The sequence below is a fragment of the Bradyrhizobium sp. genome (assembly GCF_049512235.1).
Lineage (GTDB): Bacteria > Pseudomonadota > Alphaproteobacteria > Rhizobiales > Xanthobacteraceae > Bradyrhizobium.
Genome location: NZ_JBEKXH010000019.1, coordinates 1 through 13964, shown reverse-complemented (window position 1 = coordinate 13964; position 13964 = coordinate 1). Strand labels below are relative to the sequence as shown.

General features: G+C 63.3%; 18 protein-coding genes and 1 tRNA gene. 7 read left to right on the top strand and 12 right to left on the bottom strand.

What is annotated here, in order from left to right; genetic code table 11:
• Positions 1-16 precede the first annotated feature (16 nt).
• Together ABSG20_RS03245 and ABSG20_RS03240 are read right to left on the bottom strand one after the other, a co-directional pair.
• Positions 17-403: a hypothetical protein gene (locus ABSG20_RS03245; RefSeq protein WP_423863043.1), complete on the bottom strand. Its 387-nt coding sequence runs from the start codon at positions 401-403 to the stop codon at positions 17-19.
• A 148-nt stretch (positions 404-551) separates the two neighbouring features.
• Positions 552-1070: a hypothetical protein gene (locus ABSG20_RS03240; RefSeq protein WP_423863042.1), complete on the bottom strand. Its 519-nt coding sequence runs from the start codon at positions 1068-1070 to the stop codon at positions 552-554.
• A gap of 116 nt (positions 1071-1186) precedes the next feature.
• Here ABSG20_RS03240 and ABSG20_RS03235 point away from each other — a divergent pair, with 116 nt between their 5' ends.
• Positions 1187-1471: a hypothetical protein gene (locus tag ABSG20_RS03235; RefSeq protein WP_423863041.1), complete on the top strand. Its 285-nt coding sequence runs from the start codon at positions 1187-1189 to the stop codon at positions 1469-1471.
• Between the two features lie 84 nt (positions 1472-1555).
• On the opposite strand, the gene ABSG20_RS03230 is transcribed toward ABSG20_RS03235, so the two are convergent.
• The 3 genes from ABSG20_RS03230 to ABSG20_RS03220 are packed head-to-tail and all read right to left on the bottom strand — an operon-like array spanning position 1556 to position 5212.
• Positions 1556-1999, bottom strand: coding sequence for a response regulator (locus ABSG20_RS03230; protein ID WP_423863040.1), 444 nt, complete (start codon positions 1997-1999; stop codon positions 1556-1558).
• Entirely contained in the window at positions 1992-3917 is a 1926-nt protein-coding gene (locus tag ABSG20_RS03225) for a PAS domain-containing sensor histidine kinase (RefSeq protein WP_423863039.1), read from the bottom strand. Before ABSG20_RS03225 ends, ABSG20_RS03230 begins: the two co-directional genes overlap by 8 nt.
• Positions 3914-5212 (bottom strand): ATP-binding protein, encoded by a 1299-nt coding sequence (locus ABSG20_RS03220; RefSeq protein ID WP_423863038.1) that lies wholly within the window; start codon positions 5210-5212, stop codon positions 3914-3916. Before ABSG20_RS03220 ends, ABSG20_RS03225 begins: the two co-directional genes overlap by 4 nt.
• Positions 5213-5326: 114 nt before the next feature.
• Here ABSG20_RS03220 and ABSG20_RS03215 point away from each other — a divergent pair, with 114 nt between their 5' ends.
• A complete protein-coding gene (locus tag ABSG20_RS03215) occupies positions 5327-5494 on the top strand; it encodes a hypothetical protein (RefSeq protein WP_423863037.1) in 168 nt (55 codons plus the stop codon).
• A 12-nt stretch (positions 5495-5506) separates the two neighbouring features.
• On the opposite strand, the gene ABSG20_RS03210 is transcribed toward ABSG20_RS03215, so the two are convergent.
• Complete coding sequence (locus tag ABSG20_RS03210; RefSeq protein WP_423863036.1) at positions 5507-6037, bottom strand: gamma carbonic anhydrase family protein; 531 nt, start codon at positions 6035-6037, stop codon at positions 5507-5509.
• A gap of 49 nt (positions 6038-6086) precedes the next feature.
• The gene (locus ABSG20_RS03205) at positions 6087-6416 is read right to left on the bottom strand and encodes a DUF6949 family protein (RefSeq protein WP_423863035.1); all 330 of its coding nucleotides are present in this window, start codon (positions 6414-6416) and stop codon (positions 6087-6089) included.
• 238 nt (positions 6417-6654) lie between these two features.
• Between ABSG20_RS03205 and ABSG20_RS03200 the strand changes: the two genes are divergently transcribed.
• Positions 6655-7371: a hypothetical protein gene (locus ABSG20_RS03200; RefSeq protein ID WP_423863034.1), complete on the top strand. Its 717-nt coding sequence runs from the start codon at positions 6655-6657 to the stop codon at positions 7369-7371.
• Between the two features lie 60 nt (positions 7372-7431).
• Here ABSG20_RS03200 and ABSG20_RS03195 read toward each other — a convergent pair whose 3' ends face one another.
• From ABSG20_RS03195 to ABSG20_RS03180, 4 genes are all read right to left on the bottom strand, one after another.
• A complete protein-coding gene (locus tag ABSG20_RS03195; protein WP_325371325.1) occupies positions 7432-7650 on the bottom strand; it encodes a DUF3126 family protein in 219 nt (72 codons plus the stop codon).
• Positions 7651-7701: 51 nt separating this feature from the next.
• Complete coding sequence (gene cysE / locus ABSG20_RS03190) at positions 7702-8529, bottom strand: serine O-acetyltransferase (RefSeq protein ID WP_423863033.1); 828 nt, start codon at positions 8527-8529, stop codon at positions 7702-7704.
• A 381-nt stretch (positions 8530-8910) separates the two neighbouring features.
• Complete coding sequence (locus tag ABSG20_RS03185; protein WP_423863032.1) at positions 8911-9663, bottom strand: alpha/beta fold hydrolase; 753 nt, start codon at positions 9661-9663, stop codon at positions 8911-8913.
• A gap of 54 nt (positions 9664-9717) precedes the next feature.
• The gene (locus ABSG20_RS03180; protein WP_423863031.1) at positions 9718-10857 is read right to left on the bottom strand and encodes a hypothetical protein; all 1140 of its coding nucleotides are present in this window, start codon (positions 10855-10857) and stop codon (positions 9718-9720) included.
• Positions 10858-11107: 250 nt separating this feature from the next.
• Here ABSG20_RS03180 and ABSG20_RS03175 point away from each other — a divergent pair, with 250 nt between their 5' ends.
• Together ABSG20_RS03175 and ABSG20_RS03170 are read left to right on the top strand one after the other, a co-directional pair.
• A complete protein-coding gene (locus tag ABSG20_RS03175; RefSeq protein ID WP_423863030.1) occupies positions 11108-11353 on the top strand; it encodes a zinc-finger domain-containing protein in 246 nt (81 codons plus the stop codon).
• A gap of 7 nt (positions 11354-11360) precedes the next feature.
• Positions 11361-12563 (top strand): FAD-dependent monooxygenase, encoded by a 1203-nt coding sequence (locus tag ABSG20_RS03170; protein ID WP_423863029.1) that lies wholly within the window; start codon positions 11361-11363, stop codon positions 12561-12563.
• Between the two features lie 40 nt (positions 12564-12603).
• Here ABSG20_RS03170 and ABSG20_RS03165 read toward each other — a convergent pair whose 3' ends face one another.
• The gene (locus ABSG20_RS03165) at positions 12604-13002 is read right to left on the bottom strand and encodes a hypothetical protein (RefSeq protein ID WP_423863052.1); all 399 of its coding nucleotides are present in this window, start codon (positions 13000-13002) and stop codon (positions 12604-12606) included.
• 283 nt (positions 13003-13285) lie between these two features.
• Here ABSG20_RS03165 and ABSG20_RS03160 point away from each other — a divergent pair.
• Together ABSG20_RS03160 and ABSG20_RS03155 are read left to right on the top strand one after the other, a co-directional pair.
• Positions 13286-13372, top strand: a tRNA-Leu gene (locus tag ABSG20_RS03160).
• A gap of 26 nt (positions 13373-13398) precedes the next feature.
• A complete protein-coding gene (locus tag ABSG20_RS03155) occupies positions 13399-13611 on the top strand; it encodes a hypothetical protein (protein ID WP_423863028.1) in 213 nt (70 codons plus the stop codon).
• Positions 13612-13964 lie beyond the last annotated feature (353 nt).

Below are 13964 nucleotides of genomic sequence, written 5' to 3'. Positions count from 1 at the left end.
CCCCGGGAGGACGAGTTCAGCCGCAAACCTCGACGCGGCGAAACCGCCAGCCATACGGGCTCCAGACGCGCCGGTGCACGATGTAGCACCCGCCATCATAGTCGCCATAGCCAGCATAGTCGCCATAGCCAGCATACGGATAACCATAACCGTAGCCGTACGGTCCATACAGCCCGTAACCCAGTCCAACACCGAGTCCAAACGCGCCCAGACCGTAACCGAAGCCGCGACCGCCACGGAAACCTCCGCCATGAAAGCCGCCGAAGCCACCGCCGTGGAAACCACCGAAGCCGCCCCCGTGGAAACCGCCGCCACCGAATCCTCCGCGGGCCGAGGCAACGCCTGGCACCAGCATCGCCATCGCGGCAGCTGCGGCCAATACGATCAAGGTTTTACGTAACATCCGGGTTTCTCCTGATTGCAATGAGGTCCAAGAACTGATGACGCGGCGTCGCGGTCACGCTCCACTATAACGGCGAATTATCGAACTTTTTGGGGCAGAACCCGCGCAATTTTCCGCGACGGTCGCGATCCCGGTGCGATTGGCCGCATCAGCATCCGCGGCAAATGCTGTTGAGCTTGCTATCAATGGCCTGATCCTCCTTGTTGATGGCGATGTCGGCTGGCGTCTGCGGACCGGTCGCCGCGGTCCCGCCGACGCCTGCTCTGCTCCCCGCCGAGCCGGTCGTCATCGATGATCCCGTCGTTGCTGACGATCCCGACGAGGAGCCGGCGCTGTTGGTGCCAGGCGGCGGCTCGGAGACGACCTTTCCCGCGTTGCCGGCACCACTCGGGTCATTGCCCGAGTTGTTGAGACCCGCGGCATTGGCTGGGCCGGCTGGGACGCCGTTGACGCCTTGGCTGCCCGCCCCAGCCGACCCGGCGGCGGGTGAGCCGGCCGCGCTGCCGGAGCCGACGGATGGACCACTGGAAGATCCTCCTGCACCCGTTGCGCCGCCCCCGGCGCCACCTGCTCCTCCGCCGCCTTCCCCACCCGCCGCGAACGAAGCGACAGGGGCGGCAAGCACCGCGATTGCGATGATCGACGCCATCAACGAATTATTTGCCATCCGAAATCTCCTTTATGCTCTAACGACCGCCTCTGCCGCTGGTTCCGAACCGGAACGATTCCCGCCGGTTACGATCGGAGCCGGGAGGCGTATGCGTCGCAAGGAGGAAGCCTGTCGTGCGCAAGTTGATCGCCTTCGACGACGACACCTATGACAAGCTGAAACAACTCGGGCGCGACCGGATGGGGACGCTGCAGGAACTGGCGGACGAGGCGTTCGCCGATCTGCTCAGGAAACACGGCATTCCCGTCGACCTGAAGGACGCGCTCCGCAAGAGCGCGCTGTCAGCGGCAGAGGCAAGAGCAGCGTCAGATCGTCCCGATCAAGGAAAGCCAGATCACGCCCGATCCCGGTCCGTTCGCGCAAGGCCGGCGCGCCGCGCGAAAGGACATTCCCGATAAGCCGATCCGTACCGGTACGGCAGCGAGGAGCGTGCGCCGTGGACCGCCGGTCACCTCGAGCGCGAACGGATTTCCGCGGCAGGTCTAGTGGCCCTGCACATGATTGACTTCAAGCCAATATTTGCCGATGTCGCGAACCGCTTCGGTGAATTGCTCGAAGTCGACCGGTTTGACGATGTAACTGTTGGCGCCCACCTCGTAGGTACGCATGACGTCACGCTCCTCGGCCGAGGAGGTGAGTATAACCACGGGAATGGCGGACGTGCGCGGATCGCCCTTGACGCGCTTGAGGACTTCGTGGCCATTGAGCCGCGGCAGTTTCAAGTCCAGCAATATGAGTCTCGGTTTATTCTGAATGCCGCGACCGGCATGCGGTCCGGTGCAGAACAGGAAATCGAGCGCCTCTACCCCATCGCGCGCGACATGGACCTGATTGCCAAGATTGGCCATCTTGAAGGCATGCAGCGTAAGCTCGACATCGTCGGGATTGTCTTCAACCAGCAGAATGTCAGCACGTGCGTCAAGCATGATCGGGGGAACCTTCTGTTGTGAAGAAAAATGTCGCGCCGTGGCCGACCGCTGCGTCGGCCCAGACTCGGCCGCCGTGGCGCTGGACGATACGCTGCACGATCGCGAGACCGACACCGGTGCCTGCGAAATCCTCCGCGCGATGGAACCTCTGAAACACACCGAACAATTTATCGGCATATTGCATGTCGAAGCCGGCGCCATTGTCGCGGACGTGGAAGACAAGTTCCCCGTCGATCTCGCGCGAGCCGATCTCGACAACGGCATCGTCGCGCAACCGGGTGTACTTGAACGCATTGTCGACGAGATTGACGAACACCTGCCTGATCAGCGCTGCGTCGCCCCAGACTGGCGGCAGGTCGCCTAGGCAGACGCGGACGCTGCGCCCGGCAACCTGCTGCCGCGCCTCGCGCAGGACCTGCTCGACGATCGCAGCGGTCGGCACCGGTTGCTTGGTCAGTGGCTGGCGGCCGAGCCGGGAGAACCTGAGCAGGTCATCAACGAGATGACCCATTTGCACCGTGTTATCCTGCACGCGCTGCAGGTATTTAAGCGCCTCCTCCGGCAGCAGCGACGCATGTTCCTTGAGCAAAATCCGGCTGAACGCGTTAATCGCCCGCAATGGCGCGCGCAAATCGTGCGAGACGCTGTAGGAAAATGCATCCAGTTCGTTAACCGCGGCTTGAAGTTCGTCGTTCTTTTCGTGCAAGGCCATCTCGTGTCGCTTTCGCTGGGTGATGTCGCGGATCGCCGCCGTCACCAGGACTCCCTCGGCGCTCTCCAGCGGGCTCAGCATGATCTCGATCGGAAATTCGCTGCCATCCTTCCGCCGTCCATTGAGCTCGATGCCGGCCCCGATCTGCTGCGCCAGCGCGTCTTCCGCGGATCGAAGACTGTCCGCGAGCAACCGCGCCGCGAAGCCCTCCGGAACGATGTCCTCGATCATCTTCCCGAGCAGTTCATCGCGGCGGTAGCCAAACTGTTGCTCGGCCTGAAGATTGAGAAGAACGATGGCTCCGCCCTGGTTCACCACCACCATCGCATCCGGAGCGGCTTCCAGCAGGCCGCGGTACTTGCCCTCCATCTGCGCCAGACGTTTTTCCGCGGCCTTCCGCACGCTGATGTCGCGGATCGCCGCCGTTATCAGGATGCCTTCGGCGCTCTCCAGCGGGCTCAGCATGATCTCGATCGGAAATTCGCCTCCGTCTTTCCGCCGCCCTGTCAGTTCAATTCCGGCCCCGATCTGCTGCGTCAGCGCGTCCTCCGCGGATCGCAGATCGTCCGCGATCAGCCGTTCCGCGAAGCCCTCCGGAATGATGTTCTTGACCTTCTGTCCGAGCAGCTCATCGCGGCGGTAGCCAAACTGTTTCTCCGCTTGAAGATTGAGAAGGACGATTTCTCCGTCCTGGTTCACCACCACCATCGCGTCCGGAGCCGCCTCCAGGAGGTTCTTGAATTTCTGCTCGGCGTCCCGGCGGCCGCTGACGTCGCGTGTCAACTTGCTGAAGCCGGTTAGCTGTCCGCTGTTGCTGTAAATCGGGGCGATGATCACCTCCGCCCAAAACTTCGTTCCGTCCTTGCGTACGCGCCACCCTTCGGCTTCCCATCTACCTTCGGCGGCAGCGATCACGAGTTCGTGCCCGGGCTTATCCCGAGCAACATCTCCTTCTGGGTAAAAGCACGAAAAATGCCGGCCGACGATCTCGTCGGCATGATATCCCTTGATACGCTCCGCGCCTTTGTTCCAGGTGGTCACGAGACCCTCGGGATCGAGCATCACGATCGAATAATCCTTGATGCTCTCCAGCAGAAGTCGAAAACGTTCATCGCTGTTTGCGGTCGTAGCGAACTCTGCTCTGGCGGCAGACCGCGCGGCTTGCCGGCGCTTGGTTAATGCGGGACGGCCAATTTGCCTCACCGGGACACCGGCGCGACCGCCTCGGTGTCACAGTCGGCCAGCTCTTTCGTGAAGCGCGGAAACTCGACATGGAAGATCGCACCACCGCCTGGCGCGTCGTCGAAACCTACCTCGCCACCGAGGCGTGTGACGATCTGCTTGACGATGCTCAGCCCGAGGCCGGTGCCGCCAAGCTGCCGGGCGTCGGATGCATCGGCTTGCGCGAACTTCTCGAAGATGCGCGGCTTGAAACTCTCCGGAACGCCGTGGCCGTGATCTCGCACGGAGATGCGGATGTTGCCGCCCGAGGTCCCGATCGCGACCTCGACCTGTCCGGCCGGGGGAGAGAATTTGACCGCATTGGAAAGCAGGTTGGTAACAACCTGGAGTAGCCAATCGGGATCGCCGCGGATGTCGCCGGTAGCCGATGCGGGGTCGAGACTTATGCGCGCACCAAAACCGTCGGCGAAGACACGATTGGCTTCGATCGCTTCCACGACAAGCGAGCGGACATCGATTCGCTTCTGCACGAAGATGACCTTGCCGGCCGCAATTTTCTCCATGTCGAGAATGTTGTTGACGAGCCGAACCAGCCTCTGGCTGTTCGCGTGCGCGATCGTGAGCAGGCGCTTCGCGCGCACCGGCAGTGTTCCACCGGCATCATTGATGAGCAGGCTGAGCGCGCCGGCGATCGAGGTGAGCGGAGTACGCAGCTCGTGGCTTACGGTCGCCACGAACTCGTCGGTCAGGTTCTCCATGCGAAGGCGCTCGCTGATATCATCGATCACGCAGAGCACCTGGACTCCGTTGTCGGTATGAATCGGATTAAGGCTCACCTCGGCCGGAAACTCGGTGCCGTCCTTCCGCTCACCGCGCAGGCTACGGGCCAGAAGTATCCTGGAATGCGCGGCGAATTGACCGCGGTGCCGGGCATGTTGGTCGCGCGACCCGGCGGGGACCAGAAGATCGACGGTCTGTCCGATCAACTCATCCTGGGAGTAGCCAAACATGCGCTCCGTCACGCTGTTGGCGCGCACGATCTTTCCAAACGAATCGACAACTATGATGCTGAAGGGGCAGACCTCGACCAGGCGCGCCAGAATCTCTTCCGAAGCGCCCGCATCGCATGCAACAACAGGCGCAAGATCAGCCATATTCACGTCAAACTCCATACGTCCATCGCCCGACTGTCCGCCAAAAACGTAGCACGAATGTGTTAGGTTTGGAAAAACACAATTTTGGGTAGAAATACGCAACGCGGGCCGCTCATCGCATCTGTCACGACTGCTCGATTCCCCGCTGTCCGCCCCGGACATCATTCGGCGACTTGAAATCGGGCAATGGAGCCATAGGACAGCGATCCGTCTTCGACCCCTGAACCTTTTCGGCGCGGCCGGGTTGAGATCGACCCCGTCGAGGAAACCGAAATCATGACGACCGATCCAGATCCGTTCGAGCAAGGCCAGCACGCCGCCCGACAGAGCATTCCCGCTGAAGCCAATCCGTACCGGGATGGCAGCGAGGAGCATTCGCTGTGGGCCGCAGGTCACGAGCGCGTCGCCGGCGAGGCTGAGGCCGGCGAGGCCGAGGGAACCTGAAGCACGAGCGGCTCAGCCGATCTGCTTCAAGCCCTTTTTGAAGCGCGGCCCGTTGCCGACATAGAACCGCGCGGCGCTTCCCATCGCCGCGACCTCAGCGGGATCCAGCGTCCGGATCAACCGCGCCGGCGCACCCAGGATCAGCGAGTGCTCGGGAAATTGCTTGCCTTCGGTAATCACGGCGCCGGAGCCGACAATGCTGCCACGGCCGATCCTCGCGCCATTCATGACGATCGAGCCCATCCCGACCAGCGCGCCATCCTCGATCGTGCAACCGTGCAGGACGACATTATGACCGACCGTGCAGTTCTTTCCGATCGTCAGCGGAAAACCCATATCGGTGTGGCAGGTCGCGTTGTCCTGCACATTGGAGCTCTCGCCGATCTCGATCCACTCATTGTCGCCGCGCAACACCGCGCCGAACCATACGCTCGCCGAATTGTGCAAGCGCACCTTGCCGATGACGGTAGCCGTGTCGGCAATAAAATAATTTCCGGCGGCGGGGAGTTCGGGCGCCTGCCCGTCAAGCTCGTAGATCGCCATGGCTTACTGGTCTCCTGTTGCAAAGGAGACATTGGCATAGGCTTATCGCTCAGGCCAGCAGGCCGGCGGCGCGCAGTGTCATCAGGAAAAACGTGCCGGACATCATGCTCCAGAACCCGGACAGAACCGTCGCCATCATGACGAATTCGACACGGCGGCGTTCGATACGGCTCCCGCGCAGCGTGTTGCGCATGATGATGAAGGGCGCGGCGAAGACCAGGAACGGCACCGCGGCGAAAGTCTTCGGCGCGGCGCCCTCCTGCAGCAGTCCGAATCCCGCCGGGCGACGCACCAGCGCCTGATATCCGTTGGCCAGCGCGCCGGCCAGGGCAAAGCCAATGCAGAGGGCGAACAGGGCATTCAACGCTTCAGGCGACATTGAGAAGGTCTTCCCTTACGAGCAACCTGCTCCTTGCTTGGCAAAATTGGCGGCCCGTCGCCACATCATCCTTAAGAAAAGGTTAACGGCCGCAGGCCTGGACCGCGGCTGGAACATGGCTCACCGCGCCTTCGCTTCCCACGAAATCGCGCGGAAATTCAATGGGCACGTGGCATATTCGGAAGCTGATTCGGGCATTTACCGCGCGTCCCCGGACCTCAAGCACAATAACCGGTCCATGACATTCTTTTCGACGGCCCCGCCAGATGCGCGCGGTATGCGCGGACATCGCCGCAGCCACATGATGCCGATCATGCTGGGTGCTCTGGCGACCACGGCTGCGATCATTCTGATCGCCTATCTGCTGTGGCCGACCTGGACACCGGACGCGTCAAGCGGTCCGGCGCGCTTGCCGGTGAGCATCGGAGCCACGCTTTTCAATGTGCCGGCGGCGGCGATCCGGATGAAAATCCAGCGTCACTCCGGGACGCAGGAAGGGATCGATCTCAGTTTCGCGTTTCCTTCGCTCGAGCCTCCCTCCGATACGCGGAAACAGGTCAGTGTGGAAACCTTGGAGGAAGCCATGCAGCCGATCGACCGGATCTTCCTGTCGATATCGGCGCACCATGATACGCTGGCGCCGGACGCCCGCCTGCGCACCATCTACCCACGCTACCTCGAACCGGCCGCGAACCAGCTGCAGAACGGATTGACGATGCGGGCGTTCCGGGACGGCACGCCCTACAGCAACGAAGACCTGTTCGTTGCGGACACCCCGAAACTGAACACGCGCTGCTCGCGCGACGCCGTAACCCCCGGGATGTGCCTGAGCGAACGCCGCATCGACGGGGCCGATCTGACATTTCGGTTTCCGCGCAGCTGGCTTTCGCAATGGCGCGAGGTCGCAGATGCGATGGACCGGTTGACGCTGCAGCTGCACGGGCCAAAGGAATAGCTTTTCTCCCCGGAGGAGCGCGCTCTTGCGCGCGCTCCTATGCGTGCGTGCAATGGCGCCTCAGCCCTGTTCGACCAGGTCGTCCTCGAGGATCGCCATCTGGAACTGAAACGAGCGGTCGTCGTCTTCATCGTCGACGAACAGCACGCCGATGAACTCCTCGCCGATGTAAACCTCCGCCGAATCGTCCTTCTTCGGCCGCGGCACCACGCGAATCCGGGGGTTGCCGAACAGGCGTTTGAGGTAGGCGTCGAGTTTCCTGACTTCCTGAACGTCCACGACTGTCTCCAATGCGCTTTCAAGTTTCGGGAGTTTATGCGCGTTGCGAAATCAAAGTCCGATCGCGTTGAGCATCTGATCCATGGTGCGTGAGGGCTCGGCACAGCCCGCCTCGCCGACGATCTTGGCGGGAACCCCCGCGACCGTCACATTGTGCGGCACCGGCTTCACCACCACCGAGCCGGCGGCGATACGGGCGCAATGGCCGACTTCGATATTGCCGAGAATTTTCGCGCCCGCACCGATCAGCACGCCGTGGCGGATCTTGGGGTGGCGGTCCTCGTTCTCCTTGCCGGTGCCGCCCAGCGTGACCCCATGCAGGATCGAAACGTCATCCTCGATGACCGCGGTCTCGCCGACCACGAAACCGGTAGCATGATCAAGGAAGATGCCGCGGCCGATCCTGGCCGCGGGATTGATGTCGGTCTGGAATACCGCCGAGGAGCGGCTCTGCAGATAATAGGCAAAATCCTTGCGGCCTTTTTTATAGAGCCAGTGCGCCAGGCGATGGGTCTGCAGCGCATGGAAGCCCTTGAAGTAAAGCAAGGGATCGATGAATCGCGAGGTCGCGGGATCGCGGTCGTAGACCGCCACGAGGTCGGCGCGGAAAGCATTGCCGAGATCGGGATCGTCGCGCAACGCTTCGTCGTAGGTCTGGCGAATCAAATCACCCGACAGCGCCGAATGGTCGAGACGATCGGCCAGGCGATGCACCACCGAATCCTCGAGCCGCTCGTGATGCAGCACTGTCGAATAGATAAAGGAAGCAAGCTCCGGCTCGCGGCGAACGATGTCCTCGGCCTCGCCGCGGATGCGATCCCAGATCGGATCGAGCGCCGCCAGTTTGGCGCCCTGCGGATTGATCTGATGCATAGCCATTGTGCCGCTCCTGCTCATTCGATTTCCCGTCCTGACCCATAGCATGCCGGGTGGACGGATGTCCCGGCGCTCTGGCCGCAAAGATCGCCCAGCCTTGAAATACCCCTGACATGATGACCCGATTGAATTCAATCGGACCATGATCTCATCGCGTTGATTGAGCATGATCTGCGATCAAGCGCATTGCGCTGATGCCGCGAGAGAAAACCGGTTCCCGCCCCCGGGTCAAGCCCGCCGGCATGGTTTTCCGGATCATGCGCTAAGGTATTGAAGTGTCACATATTCCTTACCCGTTTTGCTGCGCTCGGACGGCCTTGGAAGGTGGTGGAAACTCCAAGTGGTCCGGATTGCCAGAAAATCAAGCCAATCGCGGAACGGCAATCACGGACGATGGGACAAGAACGACAGCACCCCGGTCTTGTAGACCTTGTCGCCGACGGTGCGCATATGATCGCGGTTGGGAATGTCGAGCACCTCGGCGCCCCCGATGATTTTTCCAAGGGCCTGCGCCGAGCCGGCGATTTCGTCCGACGTGCCAACCGCGATCAGCACCGGCACGGTGATCCCGGCGGCTTCATCCCTCGTCATCAGGCTCCGCGAGCCGCGCAGGCAGGCGGCCAGCGCCCGGCGGTCGGAGCGGGTCTGGTCTGCAAACGCCCGGAACGTCCGTCCCACCGGATCGGTGACGTCGTCGAGCGAGGGCGCCTCCAGCGCTTCGGCGACGTTCTCGCCGGGGCCGCCGCCCTCGATCAGGGCCATCCCGATGCCGCCGAAGATCGCCGAACGCAGCCGCTGCGGCTGGTGCAGCGCCAGCCATGCCGCCATCCGCGCCCCCAGCGAATAGCCCATGATATCGGCACGCTCGATCTGCAGATGGTCCATCAGCGCGCTGACATCGTCCGCCATGGTCGGAATGTGATAGGCTTCCGGGTCGTAGAGCTTGGTGGAAGCGCCATGGCCGCGATTATCGAACGCGATAACCCGGCGGCGGTTTTTCTTCAATTCCGAAACCCAGGCCGGATAGACCCAGTTCACATTACTGGTCGACGCAAAGCCGTGGACGAGCAGGATCGGATCGCCCTCGCCTTCGTCGAGATAAGCAATTTCAACGGCGCCGTTATGAAAACTCGGCATGGGTCATTTCCGTATTCCGGGAAGAAACCGATGATCGCAGGCTGGCCGTCCAATCTAGCCCTCGACGCCCGCCATCGCCACCTGAGGCTGCGCCGCAGCCGCCATCTGCTTGCGCAAACGGCGGGCTTTCCTGCGCCTCAACCAGGACAGGGTCAGCCGCTCGGTGGTGGCCTTGATCGAGGACAACAGGCCGAGCAGCGCCAGCAGCGCACCAGATACCCACAGCGCAAGATCGAACGCCCCCGCGGCCAGCAGCAAGGCGCCGCGGCCCAGCACTTTGAGAAAAGCCCGGGTCTGGCCGCCCTTGGCCTCCGCGAGCCGGGCGGCGCGCGCGACATCCTTCGGACCCTCGGCTATGCGCAGCGTGTCCTGCGCGGCGCGAATACCAGCCTTCTCGCCAACGCGCCCGACATCCTTGGCGAGACGGACCAAGGCGCCAGCTTTCTCGGCGCGAAAGGCCGCCTTGATCGCGCTCAGCGTCTGCCCGGGCCGCGTCACCGAGCCGGACGCAACCGCATTCTGCAGCATCGGCGTATCAACCATGTCGCGCGCGGAGCGGCCGGCCCATTCCGTCAGTCCTTCGCCCAGCCGTCCGAGCTTGCGGGCATCCTTGACCAGGGTCAGGCCGGCGCGCAGCGGTGCCACGCCGCCGACGGAAACATAGGTCGCCGCGGTGACCGCAAGGCCGGCGGCAGCGAGGCTGAGCACCAGGCGATCCGTATCCTCGCCGGTCGCCAGATGCTTACCCTCGCGCACCACGTCCCTGATATCGCCGAACACGAACAGATCGCCGGCGAGCGTGCCTGACAGACTCGCGACGTCGTCGGCATTTCCGGTCAGAAGGCCGCTGGCAAAATGTTTGGCAAAATGCGAAGTCGAGTTCTGTTCGACCACAGCATCGCTCACCCGCCGCGAAAGATCGTCCGGCAGGGCCATGTTTTTTTGCTTTGCCACCTCGACAAAGCTGCCCGCGAGATCGGCATCGCCCTGGGCCAGCGCCGCCTCGATGTTCTCACCGACGGCAGACGGGTTGTTTCGCAGGGCCGAATCGAGCTCGAGATCGGCGAGCACGGCCGGATCGCCCTGCGCGGCCAGGATGGCGCCGGCGTCGCGCGCATGCGGCCACAGCAGCCCGCACATAACCGCGCATACCGCTATTGCGGTCAGAGCCCAATCGATCCGCGACCGTTCCATCCTGAAAAACCTCAAGGTTCTCGCTTTCCTGAAATGGTGTGCCATGTTTAGGACGCAACAGCCCCGACGAAAGGAGGGCTTCTCTGGGACGGCAAGATTGTGTCGAATCTGCAGGAGCAATGAGCGGTCGGGGCTCCGGGATCAGCTGTTCCCGCCGGCAGGGTGCGCGGTGTTTGCTGCGGCGTGCGTTTGCGTTGTGATGGTTTGTGTGGTCTTGCGCCCGTGTTCCTTGCCATTCAAGGTGAATTTCATGTCCGACCATGCCGTTCCGCACTTTCACAACGATGCCGGCGTCTCTGTCATTGAGATCGGCTCGCAGGAATTCATGTGCGTGGGCGCCAATCCGCCGTTCGATCATCCCCATGTGTTCCTCGACCTTGGCAATGACAACGAGATCATCTGCCCCTATTGCTCGACGCTTTATCGTCATGCCCCCGACCTCGCCGCCGGCGAGGCCCGACCGCCCGAATGCGTGGTAAAAGACAAGGCCGCCTGATCGGTCCGTGGCCGCGTCGCGCACGATCTTCGTCGCCGGGGCCGGGATCGGGGGATTGACGGCTTCGCTGGCGCTGGCGGCACAGGGCTTTCGCGTGGTCGTTCTGGAGAAGGCCGAGCGGCTTGAGGAAGTCGGCGCCGGCCTGCAGCTGTCGCCGAATGCGAGCCGCGTCCTGATCGATCTCGGATTGCAGCCGCGGCTTGAGGCGCGCGCCGTCATCCCCGAGGCGATCAGCCTGATGAGCGCGCGAACCGGCGCCGAAATCACGCGCCTGCCGCTCGGCGAAGCCGCCACATCCCGCGCCGGCGCGCCCTATTGGGTGGTCCATCGCGCCGATCTGCAAGCCGCGCTGCAGGCAGAGGTCAACGACACTCCGGATATCGACTTGCGGCTCGGCTGCCAGTTCGAAGACGTCGCGCCCCATGCCAGGGGACTGACCGTGGTGCAGCGCCGTGGTAGCTCGCGGCAGCCGGAGCTGGCGTTGGCGCTGGTCGGCGCCGACGGCATCTGGTCCGCGGTCCGCAACCATCTTTTTCCCCAGGTGCAGCCGCGGTTCTCGGGGCTGATCGCCTGGCGCGGAACCCTCGACATCCGGCAGCTGCCGCGCGGATATACCTCGCGCCGGGTCCAGCTCTGGATGGGGGCGAATGCGCATCTGGTCGCCTATCCGATCTCGGGGGGACGCCAGATCAATCTGGTCGCCGTGGTGCCGGGAACGTGGAACAGCCCGGGCTGGAGCACGCCGGCCGATGCCAGCGAACTCAAGAACGCCTTTGCGGAAGCCGGGTGGCCGGGCCCGGCGCGGATGATGATCGGCGCCGCCGACGACTGGAAAAAATGGGCGCTGTTCACGCTCCCCGATGGCGGCCAATGGACCCAGGGCGCGATCACGCTTTTGGGAGACGCGGTCCACGCCATGCTGCCGTTTGCGGCGCAGGGCGCGGCAATGGCCATCGAGGATGCCGCGGTGCTGGCCAAGTGCCTCGGCGACAGCGGCGCCGAAAGCGCCGGCAGCATCACCGCGGCGCTGAAGCAATATGCGCGGCAGCGCCGCGCGCGCGTGGCGCGGGTGCAGCGCACGGCCCGGCAGCAGGGGCGCATCTACCACCTCTGGGGACCCGCGGCGCTGGCGCGCGACCTCGCGATCAAGGCGATGGGACCGGGCCAGGTGCTGGCGCGACAGCGCTGGATTTACGACTGGCGGCTGTGAGACTGCCCCTTGGATGGCGCTCCGGCGGGCTCAATCCGTCTCAATAGATCGCCTCGCCCGAGCGCCCCTGTGAATGCCTTGGTTTGTCCTTGGCCGGTGTTGGCGCCGGCGCGGCTGGCGCTGCCGCTGCCGCTGCCGGCGGGGTGTCATGGCACTTGTTGCGCTGCCAGGCCTGCTCGGCAAATCGGGCCTGGCCGCGGACCGACAGATACTCGTTGCGATAGGCGAGTTCTGCTATCACCGGACCGGCGACGCCGGTGTCGGCCTTGGCGATCAGCCCCTGCAATTCGGCAGCGCGGGTGGCGAGGCTCTTGCGCTCGGTCTCGAGTTGCTTGCATTCGTACAGATCGTATTTGGCGGGATCGGCGAAGGCCGTGCTCATGCTGTCGCTCATATCGGCGCAGCCGGAAAGCCCGGAGCCGGACACCAGCAGCGCCATGACAGCGGCGGCGCGCCAAAGCGGCCCTTTATGGGGTAAGCGAACGGTCATTCGGCCTCGATGGCGGGACAAGCCTGCGGCTGCGTAAAACACTGGTAGATGTCGGCATTGAGGCTTTACCTTAAGCAGCGCGCGCAAGAATATTCAATCGGCACACGGTCTTAGCGTTAAGCCGCTGACATCTTGCTGGATCATGCGCCAAGCCGGAAGCGCGTTCTGTCTTTGGCCAGGCCTCATTCCCCCGGCCAAGAGAACGCGCTAAGTATCTGATCTCGTGATCAAAGCGGACGTGGCGGAACTGGTAGACGCAAGGGACTTAAAATCCCTCGATGGCAACGTCGTGTGGGTTCGAGTCCCACCGCCCGCACCACCTTTGTCAGGCGCAGCGAGGTCGAGATGTCCGACCAGAATGATGATGTTTTCGGCGAAGACGAGGACGAAGCAGCTCGTGACTTCGACCGGCTCGGTGACGTCCTCTACCAGCGCATCGCCGCGTTCGCCGAGGAGGAGGACGTCGACGACGAGATCCTGCCGGCGCTGCTGCTCCGGCTTTCCCTGAGCTTTTCCCGGAGAGTTGAGGCGAGACCCCTGCTGTCAGGCCGCGGATAAGGGTTATCCTGGTACGCCGCGGCCTGACGGCTCCATTGTTGATGCATCGGATACTGGATCGCCCGCTTGCGGCCTGTCAGGGCGGCGCCTTGTGCCATCGCGGTGGGAGTAGCGGCGCATTGTTGCGCCAGGCAACTCTACCGATGCAAATGTCAAACAGCCAATCCCGGACGCACGTCAACGCCCCGCGGCGCGGTGCGCCCGGGCTTTGCCAGGAAACTCGTCGCCCTCGCAAACAGAGGGCGTGGGGAATGCCGGATGCCCAGTGGCACCCGCAGCCTCGCGTGCAGAAAACGGCCATCACGCACACGAGTATTCACAGCGAGGCACCGGAAAACACCCGGCATTCCCGC